The sequence below is a fragment of the Spirosoma sp. genome (assembly GCF_048594605.1).
Lineage (GTDB): Bacteria > Bacteroidota > Bacteroidia > Cytophagales > Spirosomataceae > Spirosoma.
In genome coordinates this window covers 1-11908 of sequence record NZ_JBMDWV010000448.1, presented here as the reverse complement: position 1 = coordinate 11908, position 11908 = coordinate 1, and the positions used below count along the sequence as shown (strand labels likewise).

The 11908-nt window shown below is 48.6% G+C and carries 10 protein-coding genes and 1 pseudogene; all 11 read right to left on the bottom strand.

All coding sequences use genetic code 11. From position 1 onward, the window contains the following. Positions 1 to 486, bottom strand: a pseudogene (locus tag ACOJS8_RS28280) (hypothetical protein); the annotation flags it as partial. A gap of 22 nt (positions 487 to 508) precedes the next feature. Continuing rightward, a complete protein-coding gene (locus ACOJS8_RS28275; RefSeq protein ID WP_420151914.1) occupies positions 509 to 1945 on the bottom strand; it encodes an MOP flippase family protein in 1437 nt (478 codons plus the stop codon). 29 nt (positions 1946 to 1974) lie between these two features. Beyond that, positions 1975 to 4170 (bottom strand): GumC family protein, encoded by a 2196-nt coding sequence (locus tag ACOJS8_RS28270; protein ID WP_420151913.1) that lies wholly within the window; start codon positions 4168 to 4170, stop codon positions 1975 to 1977. 4 nt (positions 4171 to 4174) lie between these two features. Next, complete coding sequence (locus tag ACOJS8_RS28265) at positions 4175 to 5002, bottom strand: TolC family protein (protein WP_420151912.1); 828 nt, start codon at positions 5000 to 5002, stop codon at positions 4175 to 4177. Positions 5003 to 5036: 34 nt separating this feature from the next. Continuing rightward, positions 5037 to 6251: a glycosyltransferase gene (locus ACOJS8_RS28260; RefSeq protein WP_420151911.1), complete on the bottom strand. Its 1215-nt coding sequence runs from the start codon at positions 6249 to 6251 to the stop codon at positions 5037 to 5039. After that, on the bottom strand, positions 6238 to 7734 hold the full coding sequence (locus tag ACOJS8_RS28255; protein ID WP_420151910.1) for an O-antigen ligase family protein: 1497 nt from the start codon (positions 7732 to 7734) through the stop codon (positions 6238 to 6240). The genes ACOJS8_RS28260 and ACOJS8_RS28255 overlap by 14 nt, the downstream gene beginning before the upstream one ends. Positions 7735 to 7758: 24 nt before the next feature. Continuing rightward, a complete protein-coding gene (locus ACOJS8_RS28250; RefSeq protein WP_420151909.1) occupies positions 7759 to 8952 on the bottom strand; it encodes a glycosyltransferase family 2 protein in 1194 nt (397 codons plus the stop codon). Positions 8953 to 8974: 22 nt separating this feature from the next. Beyond that, positions 8975 to 9925 (bottom strand): glycosyltransferase family 2 protein, encoded by a 951-nt coding sequence (locus ACOJS8_RS28245; protein WP_420151908.1) that lies wholly within the window; start codon positions 9923 to 9925, stop codon positions 8975 to 8977. Beyond that, a complete protein-coding gene (locus ACOJS8_RS28240; RefSeq protein ID WP_420151907.1) occupies positions 9904 to 11073 on the bottom strand; it encodes a sugar transferase in 1170 nt (389 codons plus the stop codon). Before ACOJS8_RS28240 ends, ACOJS8_RS28245 begins: the two co-directional genes overlap by 22 nt. Positions 11074 to 11122: 49 nt before the next feature. After that, positions 11123 to 11509: a response regulator gene (locus tag ACOJS8_RS28235; RefSeq protein ID WP_420151906.1), complete on the bottom strand. Its 387-nt coding sequence runs from the start codon at positions 11507 to 11509 to the stop codon at positions 11123 to 11125. Positions 11510 to 11796: 287 nt separating this feature from the next. Next, complete coding sequence (locus tag ACOJS8_RS28230; protein ID WP_420151915.1) at positions 11797 to 11889, bottom strand: hypothetical protein; 93 nt, start codon at positions 11887 to 11889, stop codon at positions 11797 to 11799. Positions 11890 to 11908 lie beyond the last annotated feature (19 nt).

Genomic DNA, 11908 nt, shown 5'->3' with positions numbered 1-11908 from the left:
TTCAATATTGTAATTGTTGGCAATGACCAGCAGCGGCTTGTCGAACACGAATATGTCGTTCTGATAATGGGATTTGTAAGGTACCTGCGCCCAGTTGCGGAAGCTGTACGAGTTGCTGTGAGTCATGTTCGGTACGTCGTAGTGCGCGTACGACTCCGTCCAGATTCGCTGCTTAAACCGTTCTTCGTGGTTCAAACTGAAAAAATAAAACTCCTTCGTGTGCTGGGCCGAGATGGTTTTGCTCAGCGTACCGTTCAGATGATGCCAGTAGGCAAATGGTAATACGTAGCGTAACTCCTGATCGAATTCGCCCTGATAACTAATGACTTTGTATTTCTTTTTCAGTACGTAGTCATGCAGCAGATACCGTCCCTGAACGAGTTTGCAGTAATAGTTGTCCCGCACGAAATAACTCAGATCCTTGCGGAGCTGTGGGTATTTCAGCCGGGCCACTACGTAGAGGGATTTTAAAATGAGCTGTTGCATAAACGGTTGAGCAGACATGGTATCAGGCTGATTTCCCCAGCGTTTTCAATTCGGCAAAGGGTATTTTATAACGGAAGGTTAATCCCAGGTAAATCAGCGCTCCCAGGATAATTTGCACTACCGTGTTAAGAATATCGACGGAATCGAGGTAGGATTTATACAGCGCAATGGCACCTACCATGATCAGGCAAAACAGAATCGGCTTTGTTATATTCTGGACAAACTCGCCAAAGAATGAGCCGATCAGCGAATGAACGATCCGGAAATTAAATGCTACGTTGGCGATGGTGGCAACCAGAAATGCCGTCGCAATGCCTGTTACGCCCCAGTAACGGGCAAACAGATAAACAAGCGGTATTTTGATACAAAGCGTGATCAGATTCAGGCCAAACAAAAGCTTGGGTTTGCCCTTCGAAAAAGCCAGGGTGAACAGCGGATGGCTCAGGAATGTGAAAATGCTGACGAACACAAAAATTCGGATGAGCAGAATGGTAGGTTCCCAGCCGGGACCGTAGAAAAGCGGCACCAGGCTATCGGCCGTAATGAACAGACCAGCCAGCAGCGGCAGATTAATGTAGCTGAGCAAATCTAGAATTGTCAGGTACGATTTCTTGAGTTCGTTGGTATCGCCCTTGAATCGGGCCAGAATCGGATAGGCTACCTGCAGAATAATTGGGCTGAGCTTGGAAATCGGGACCACAGCCAGTTGCGACGCCAGTGTGTAATAGCCTAACTGCTTGACTCCCAATAGTCCACCTACCATAATGTTGTCGGAGTTGGCCTGGATGAAACCAACAAGACTATCGCCTACATTGTAGATCCCGAACCGCAGATGGTCTTTGATTAGGTTAAGATCGAATTTCAGTGCGGGCCTGAATAATTTGCCGCCATAAATCAATTGGAGGGCCGACTTGGCGGTTTGCTGCGCCAATTGCCCATAAATCAGCGATAATTCGGCAAGGCCATTAAACGCCAGCAAGATGGTTACAATAGATCCAACTACCGTACCCGTAATATCGATACTGGCCACAGCCTTAAACTGAAGCTCTTTCTGGAGCAGAAAAAAGTAAATCTGACCGACGTATACAATAATGAAATAGAGCGACGAAAGCTTGATAACCTGCTCCAGTCGGGGCTCCTTGTAATAAGCAACCGCCAGCGGCCAGCTAAAAAAAACGACAATCCCGATAAATAAGCCCAGCGACAGATTGAGCAGATAAATTGTTGACAGCACCTGCTGATCTTCTTCCTGCTTGTAAATGATGGAATTCGAAAAGCCGAGGTTGGCAAAAATGCTGAAAAACGAAATGAGAAGCGTACTGACGCTAACGATGCCAAAAGCGGAAGGCTCCAGCAATCTGGCCAGAATGGCTACCTGACCAAACTGAAACAGTGTGGAAATGGCCGTGGACGTCGTCATCCATTTACCTCCGCTAATTGCCTGTTGCTTATGACTCATTGTACCTGATCAGCTAAAATCGTTTAAGGTTATGCCCGGTGAGCTACAGCGTTCGGTTCGGTATAGCGTTTGGTACGTGTCACCCCCTGCTCAATGTCGATCCGGGTAGGTGCGTCCGAGTCGCTTCCTTCCACTTTGTTCAGCGCAATCAGCACAGGATGTTTGGCCATTTTGGTGTAGAGGCTGTATAACTGCTTATCCCGACGACTCCAGATGGTATGAAGGGTGAGAATCATGAGCGAAACCACGCTTCTATTGACCAGATGCATTGGAATCGGGCTACTAACGAGAGCTGGCAATTCCAGAATGACTTTGTTGAACTGGTTTATCGATAAGGCATCTTCCGGCGAAAGCAGATCGTCCAGCTCCCGGATGTTCATGAAATTTGCGGGCAAATCGTATGGCAGGAACGTAACACCATCCTGCTCAAGCTTCTGATTCGAGTCGGCAATGCGTGGATAGCAATACGCCACCTGCTCGCCCGATTCGGCGTACATACGCGCCAGGCCGTGAGCAAACCAGGTTTTGCCCTGCTTCGAACGGATGCTAAACAACGTAATGAGCGATGGTGTTGAAGCCTGGCGTTGCGCAATCTCAATATTGATGGCATTGCCCAGTTGCTCAAACATGCTAACCGCAGCCCGGCTCGCCCGCGACTTGACGTCAAACTTTTTAACTTTTGGAAACAAGGCCGTAACCGGGCTGCCAATACGTTTCTCGGCCTCCTCCAGCGAGTTAATCCGTTTATCGGTCCAGAAGCGTATTGCCGCCAGAATCAGGGCGATTACAAAGCCTACCCCCGCTCCAATGAGCGTAAAAAATAAACGTTTCGGCGCTTGTGGGGCATAGGGAAAAGCTGGCGGATCGAGTACCGACATTGACCCGTCGATCGCAATATCCTGCCGGTGAGTATTGGCCTGGTTCAGCGCCTGGATTAAGTTCAGATAATCCTTCTCGGCAACGCTCAGGTCGCGGGTTAGCTGCCGTTGCTCCGATTCCAGCGGAGTGAACGTAGTGGATTCAGTCTGGTAATCGTCCAGCCGCTTTTTCACTACGTTCATTCGGGCTCCTGATTCTTCAAACTCCAGTACTTTCCCCAGCCATTCGTTAATCAGTTTCATTTTTGGAACGGCATCCGCTGAGTTATCCGCAGCGAAATAGTTCTGGGCAATTTGCTGTAACTCGGCTGATGCCTTCGTGATTTTTGCCTGGTATTGATCCAGAACCGCCTGAGGCTGGCCATTTGTCCGGGCATTAATCAACTGTGTTTCAGCTGCTGTTAACTCAGCCTGTTTGTCCGTTAAAGCCGTGTTGATTTTCAGGATATTACCGCCTTGAGTCATCCGCTGGTTCAGGGCATTCATAGCTGCTTTAGCCGCCTGATTTCGCATCACCTCAGTATTGTACTCAGTAACCAGCGCTTCACGGGTCGCGGAGCGGGTCTTCAGCTCGTCTTCAAAATTTAAAACATTATGCTGTACGTTGAAGGCTCGCAGCTTGGATTCAGCGTTGTCTAACTGACGTTTAGCTTCCTTCGCTTTGTCTTCATAGTACTTGATAACCGGATTCGTTTCGCCCCGTTTAAGCGACGTATACCGTTCATTCAGTTCAGCAATCGCCAGATTCAGTGTCTGTTGCGTTACGGCCGGGTCCTCCGCTTCGTATTCAAGATCCAGCATGTCGCTGGAGTTTTTACGATTGGCTTTTAACTTTTTACCGATGTAATCGGCCGAATAATAGGAGCCTGGGTTACGGAGCAGCGCTTTGATCGGATTGTCGGTCTGGCTTTTTCCCAGGCTATCTACCCGACGGCGTGTATACGCTGGTTCGCCCGCCCGAACCAGCGACTGGCGTAAACTGGCAGGAATAGACTGCTGCAGCTTCTGGAAATTTGCGGCTGAAAGCTGTTGATCGTCAGGTTTTGTCAACTGCAAGTGGTCGCTCAGCAAATTTACACCAACCTGGTAAAGCGTCTGATTCGATGTAAGCGTTGTCAGTATGTTGTCGAACGCATTACTTACGGCCGAGTAGTCGACGTTAAATCCTTCCTCTGCCGAACGTATTGAATAGCCAGACGTAAAGCCCGTGTAGAGGGTTGCTTTGGTTTTGTACGTACTGGTTTCATTACGCATGAAATAATAAACCGCGCCTGCTGTCAGACATGGAAACAGAATAAACCAGATGAGGTGCTGTTTCAGAAGCCGACCAAGTCCTTGAAGTGTCATGTGGTTAGTTGCGTTTCAATTGATAAATGGGTACGCCAACGAGCAACTCAAGGGCGTATATATTTTTTATAAACAGAACCTTAGATTCTTCCACCGATGAGTTGGTGTTAGCGTAGCGGCTGCTATTAAAGGCGTGAGCTTCGGGCGTAATTTTCCCTTTCTGTAGTTCGACCTCCGCAATCCGGAAAGCTGTAAGCGCCACCTGTTCATCGCGCAGACGTATCTGTAGAATTTTCTGCGACAGAATGATATCCTGATACAGATTGAACAATTCGCGCTTCAGGCCAATCTCGGCGGTTCGCCGACGTTCCATAGCCGACTCGTAGGTGGCTTTGGCCAGACGGATTTGCTGGGAGCGGCCAAACAGATCGTGGATGCTAACGGCTACATTGACGCCCACCCGATATCCGTTCGAAATTTGTCCTAGCTGATCCGTAGAAGTCGTGCCAGTAGATAGAATGGCCTGATTACCACTCGAGTAGTTATAATATCCACCGACATTCTGTAAAATCTGAAGCTTCGATAACCGATAAGCCGCCTGTTGGCCATTGGCCAGAGCGCCCTCGAACTTAACGACCGATGAGTATTTAAGAGCGATTTGGAAAATTTCCTCAAACGGGATCAGTTGAACGGCAATATCCCGGTTAAAGTCAAAGACCATGCTATCCAGCGGAGCATTCGTGGTTTGGCTCGCAGCGGACTGAGCAGGAGCGGTTTGCTGAGGAGTTGCCACCTGTGCATGGCTCAGCTTTGATGCTGCCACCAACAGCACTATCCCCAGCAAAAGACGCTGGCCGAAGTGGATAAGCCGATGAGTTGAGTACTGATTCATATTTTCTTAATTCCTGAATAAAGTTTATTAGTTGTTACGCGGGTTGCTCCTGTCGCCAGGCCTTCGGTATCCGTTGAATAACCTCTTCAAATTCACGGGCTCTATGCTCCCAGGAGTTTCGCTGCGCCATGTCGACCCGTTGCTGTATACGCTTTGAATCCGTGTCGGCCAGGGCCCGGCGTAGCGCCTGCGCAAAGTTTTCGGGCGTATCGGCCAGTTCAATAATTCCGGCAAAGTCATCCAGTATCGAAAACGGCGTCGAAACAACGGGAAGGCCAGCTGCCAGATACTCGTTGATTTTAAGCGGATATATTGTGTAGGTATGCCGGTTGCACACAAACGGAATAATACCCACGCGCAGCCTGGCCAGCAGAGGAGGCAAATCAGCGGGCTGGCGAGGTGGAACAAAGGTTACGTTTGGAAAGTCCGCCAGCCGTTTTGTCAGTTCAGGTTCGTGCACTTCGCCAATAAATTGGAACGTAACGTCGGGCATTGTTCGAGCGCAGTATTCCATCAGATCGATGTTGATCCGGTTGTCGGCTGATCCTAAATAACCGACGATTGGATTGGTCGGTGGCTGCTCCTGGGCGAGTTGTCGGGCCTGGTTAAACAGTTCAAAATTGGCTCCGTTCTTAACGCAGTACGTTTCGGGCTGTAGTGCCGATTTGTCCTGACGCAACGTTTCAGAGGTTGTTACGACGGCATCAACGCGCTGGAGAAAAATGTCTTCGTATCGTTTTCCGTGACGGCTCATCCAATCGCCCGCAGTCGTAATTTCGTCGAAGCAGTAATAGATAGTTGCACACTCATTGAGCTTACCAAGCAACGGAACGCCTAACACAGGATTGTACGTGTTGATGATGAGTGGCCGCTGCATATTCAACTGACGCATTACGTTGCGCAGGCTGTGAATCAGCCGACTTGTATTCCAGCCAAGCAATTGATCATGTAACCCATCGGATAGCCAGTTGATTGGCAATATGACAGGTGGAGTCCATACATAAAGCTCTCCTTCGGGCTGTTTAGGGGTTTCTCTGACAAGCGGATTTCGCAGGCGCACCATTTCCTGAATTGGCATATCGGGGCGTCCGGTCAAACCTTGCGCTAAATCTTTGAGCGTATAGGGATAGTCAACGTAGAGTACCCGATGCCTTGCCGACAGCTCGGTCATAAGCTGAACGGCCGCTTTCTGGAAATTTCCTTTCCAGGCAGTCTGGGCAATACAGATGATGCTGTCAAACTGTTTCATAGCGGACGTTGAGAGGTGAGTTTTGCTCAGTTTTTACTTCAGATTCTGTCGGATTCGTATCCCATCGATAACAGGTTGTAATCAGCATGGTACTGATGAAAATGATACTATTCGTCGGGAACTGGGCCAGTACGGGGTTTGAATACCCCATGACGGCTATCCCGACAAACTCGGCCAGAAAAGCATACATAATCTTGATTAACCACGGATCTTTTAACTGCCAGACTCGATATACACCTATACCCGCCAGGCTTACGAGGATGATAATGTAGAGCGTTAGACCAACCCGTCCGGTTTCGATCCAGATCTCCACGTACCAGCTGTCTGGTGGTGTCTGAGCTGCCCAGTGCTGGGGCGAAAACCGCGCGCCCATGTCTGCCGACGTACCAATACCGGCTCCAAATGGATAGTCTTTCAAATAAGACGCCAGCGTTTCCTGGTTTTTTAAGCGGAGCAGAAACGAAGGATCATTCATGGGCGTCAGAGCCGAACGCATCCGCTGAACCTCATAGTTTGAGCTACCTACGCTGGTAAACATCAGCAGGAGCAGCAGCGGTACGGCAACCGACATGCCGATGACTATTTTAAGAAAATCCCGCTTCAGAAATAAATAAAAAGGTAAGCCAGCAATCAGTACAAATAGCGCGCTACGTGTTCCCGAAACGGCATAACCCCAGAAGTAAACGAGTGCCAGCAGGAGGAAGCCAAGTTTGTAGAGCAATTTTTTCTCTTCAAAAACCCGGATCACGGCTACCAACGTAACGCCCGCCATTTCGGCGCCAAATTGAGCGGCATCGGAATAGAATGAAAAGCAGCGAAGACGCCCAAACAGCAGGTGCGTTTTTGCATTCCCATTATTGAGCCAGGCTACTTCAGCAGGCGCCAGCCCAAGGTACTGCTGTTTGAAAGCCCACAAAGCGCCGAAAAACGACCATACCAGCCAGGTGTTCACCAGAATACGAATGTCTTTTCGTGTGATCGGTGCCACCATAACAATAATGGCTACCAGAAACCAGTGCAGCGAAAAAGGACGTACATGGAAGAACCAGGCTGGTCGGTAAGGAGCTTCTGGATTTAGCAGTTCAAGAACCGTGAACAGAAACCAGATACTGATCAGCCCAAAAGACGGACTACGCAGTCGGTTCCAGCTCATCTGCTGACCATTTAGAAAGCAGCTCAGTAAGGTTAGTGTCAATACGCCGTCAATGACTAAGCCAACTGGAAAATCAATCGATATAAAGCGTGTCCAACCCAAAAGAAAACCAAGCTGTACATATATAAACAGACCAATGAGTGGGCGAATCAGAATCGAAATCACAATGCCCAGACCAAGGGGTGCAACAATCGCCAATACCCCGCCTACAGGTCCCATTCTACTGATCAGATAGCCCACACCAACCGTGTATAGTCCGCCTATCAGACTATACAGCCAGAATTGATTTGAAGACTGACCTCCGTTCAATAAAAATGAGGGTTGAGCCATAGTTAATGAGTAACAGAAAGGTGATTAAGTCAGCGCGTCAACCGCATCGGCCCGACGAACTTTTTCCCATGTACCTGATTGATTGCCACGTAGATAACGTATCAGACCTGCCAGCGCGCAAACGTTCATAAACGTGAAGTAGAACGGAACAAAAATGGCTTTCCAGCGTAGTTGCCGCTTCTCGAGAATGTAGCCCAGCCAGGCCGCTCCATAAAACAATAGCTGTCCGGCAAGAAGCAATCCCCAGCCATTTGCCCAGCCGTCCCGAATAACCAGCCCTGCATTAAGCAGCAGAATCAGAGGCAGACAAAGGGGCGTAACCGCCCAGCGCATAACCCGGTGCGATACGTATTCGAACGTAAGCAGACCGTGCCGGAACGGATTCAACAGATTCGTCAGGCGAGCGATTGACTGAAAACCACCGGCTGCAATCCGAATCTTACGTTTCTGCTCATCAAGAATCGAAAAGGAGGGACGTTCGAGTGCATACGCTTCAGGCTCATACGCAACGCGGTAACCCCGCCCTGCAATTTTCAGGGAGATGATAAAATCATCGAGAATTGTGTCTGTCGATACGGGCTCGTACAGCTCTGTACGGACGGCAAACAATTCACCGGCGGCACCAACAATCGTGTGTAATTCGGCATCCCAGCGCTTCAGCTGCGATTCATATTTCCAGTAGAGTCCCTCGCCTGAGCCTGCTGCTGATTCACTGTCGGCAGTCTGAATACGCTTTTCACCCGCTACAGCCCCTATCTCCGGATCACGAAAATGACGAACGATGTTGCGGACTGCTTCGGGATTCAGTTGTGTGTTGGCATCCGTAAAAATGACAATGGGCGTCTGAATCTGCTGCATGGCCCGGTTCATGGCCGCTACTTTACCACGTCGTTCGGTGCCCCCCAGAACTTCAATTGTATCGCCATAATTTTTGCGCAGGAATTCGTCAGAACCATCCGTCGAGCCTTCAGTTACGAACAGAAAATGAATGTGCTCACGCGGATACAACTGCTCCACTGAGTTAGCGACTTTAGCGGATAAACAGCTGGCTTCGTTATAGGCCGGTACGATCAACGTAACATCCGGCGTAAACTCATTCGAAAAGGCAGCCGTTGCTTTGCGGGCAGGACGTAACCGAATAAGCGCCCACACAACAACGCCATAGCCGATGTAGGTATAGATGACGAGTCCTATGCAGATAAGAAGAAGTATTTCCATTTGTTCGTGTCGATGACGCCAGTTAAGCCGTTACCACGGTGGGTGCGTGAGCGGTTTCTGGCTGCTTAACCCTATGTGTGAAATTCCAGACTACGGCGTCCCTGATGGCTTTGAGATAATCAGGTTGCCAACGTACTATGTACTTAATCAGAGACTTAGGTAGTGCTATGCCAAAGTAAAACAGGCAAAAAATCAGCAAAGGAAATCCCGTTACGTTCCGGCGCATAAACCATAAGCGATTGCGGGTGTGGTAATAGACTTTCATCGGATTGGCCTTGCCAACACTCATCGATTCGCGGTGGTAAATCAGCGCTTCGGCCTGGTAATAAATCTGAAACCCTGCCCGCCGAATTCTTGCCGACCAGTCCAGCTCTTCGTAATACAGAAAAAAACTATCGTCCAGCGATCCGGCCCGCTCCAGCACTTCCCGACTTACGAGCATGGCTGCGCCGTGAGCAAAGTACGTCGGACCCGATTGATCATGCTGTCCTTTATCATCTTCCATCAAACCGATGGCCCAGGTCCGGCCAGTGTACTGATTTAAGGGATGATACCCAGCGTACTGAATCGTGTTAGGCTGATCGTGATAGCGAATCTTGGGACACGTAACACCAATTGTCGAATCCCGATCAAAAGGGGCCAATAACTGTTCCAGCAGATTCGGTGTAACAATCGTATCGTTATTCAGCAAAAAGTAATAATCTCCCTTTGCGTGCCGGATTCCCAGATTATTTCCTCCCGAAAATCCGAGATTATCGGGGCTTACAATTACCGTTACGTTCGGGTAATTCCCCTGTTGGATGAGTGCCGTCGGATCTTCCCGAGAGCCGTTATCCACAACAATAATTTCAAACCGTGGATACGTCAGCGCGCGTGTCGATTCCAGCATATCACAGGTAACCACCGCCTGGTTATAGTTGATGGTAATCAATGAAATCAACGGGGGATTCATTATACGTTTTCCTTCTGCCATACCGCTTTGAGGGTTTTCAAAAGAATAAGCATATCTGTCCGGAAGGAGTAACTTTTCGCATACAGTACGTCGAGCTGAATCCGTTCCTCGTCCGATACCTTGGATTTGCCGCGCTTCATCACCTGCCAAAGCCCGGTTAGTCCTGCCGGAGCCGCAAACCGTCGGTTGTAGCCTATGACGGTTAGCTTTTCGGCTTCGTAGAGTGGCAATGGTCGGTTTCCGACAAACGACATGTCGCCCCGCAGAATGTTATAGAGCTGAGGAAGCTCGTCGATGCTGGTGTTACGTAGTATTTTGCCCAGTCGTGTTACGCGCGGATCTTCCTTGAACTTCGAGAACATGGCTTTCGCCTTCTGCTCACGCTGGTAAAGCGTTTCACAGATCTGTTTCTGATCCATGAATAGGGGACGCTGACATTCCGTATTGGCTAACTGGCAGATTTCGCATCGCTCATCAACCGGCTTTTCCGCTACTGGCTTGTTGTACATGTTATGGGCAGCCATGCTCGCCAGCATTTTGTCGGCGTCGGTGCGCATAGTGCGAAATTTGTACATATCAAAGATTCGGAAACCCGTGCCTACCCGCTTGGAGCTGTAAAAAATAGGCCCTTTTGAATCCAGTTTGATCAAAACGGCAACTACCACCAGAATGGGTGATGCCATCGCCAGTATGAAAAACGAAAGCCCAATGTCGAACAGCCGTTTGCCAATCGGAATACGGATCGAAGCTGATTTCGAGCTGATATGCCCGTTCTGTTCGTACTCCTTTTTCTGAATCAGATAATTCAAACGCAACCGCAGGTCATCCTCCACATAGTTGTGCGGGAACGCATCAATTACATAGCCCTGATAGGGTTGCGTGGTCAGATCGACACCTGTTCGTTCAGTTAACAGCACAACAGGTAGCCGAACCGCTCTGCGTTTTGCTCGTAACCCGTTCAGAAACGTAGTGCTGTCTAACGTATCGTTGTACAGAACCATATCCACTGGCACCTGGCTGTCCAGGTAAGCCAAAGCCGCTTTTCCATCCGGAACACTGATGACGTCGATTTGCGACTGGAATGCCCGTTGAAAAGCCTGAACCCGCGGCTCATCATTTTCAACGTAAAGAACCCGAAACAGCTGGCGGTCTTCGATTACTTCCGGCATGATTGTCAGAAATTAAAGATTTCTAGTAGTCAGGGATCGTTTAACAGGATCAGGCGTTGTTAGCTTCCGTCCGACGTAGTACGCTTGAAATCTTAGCTTTCACCTCGTTCGGATTGAACGGCTTAACGATATAGTCGTCGGCACCCAGCTTAAGAAAATTGATTCGGGTATCGCTGTCAGAAACACCCGATAAAATAATAATGGGTATTTTCTGAAAACGTGGACTGGCCCGCAGCATACCCAGCAGATCTTTCCCATCCATATGAGGCATCTGAATATCTGACAGAATAATGTCGACAGGGTTGCCGGCTTCCATCCAGCTTAAGGCTTCAATGGCATTTTCTGTAGTTGTAACCTCAAAGTCATCTTTCAGCGTCTGGCGAAGAATTTTGCGCATGAACGGATCATCTTCTGCGACTAATACATGAGATTTCATAAAGTAAAGAAGGTTGTCAAATAAGGTATTGATTGTTGATTGATAGACTGTACGATAAATTAAGCGCTACGGTCTCTGGATAGAGGCTTGCGAATAAATCATTTAAGCTAGAAATGGCAGGATGCTTGGGATAAACTAAGAGATGAGCTTGTAACTCAGTAGCCTGCATGTAGCGATTCTGAGTTCATGGTGTAGAACCATTTGCTCTCCAAAGTTAAGCAAATATTTATCAATTTTCTGGAGCATAATAATAATAAATATTAACGTTAAAAGTAACCTTAAAAATGTTAATTAGTTTTTATCATTTTTCGTAATGTACGTTCATTGCCTTGTTTTAGTTCTAACAAATAGATACCAACTGGCAGATGTGATACATTTATTTTGTCCGAAAAGCGATCA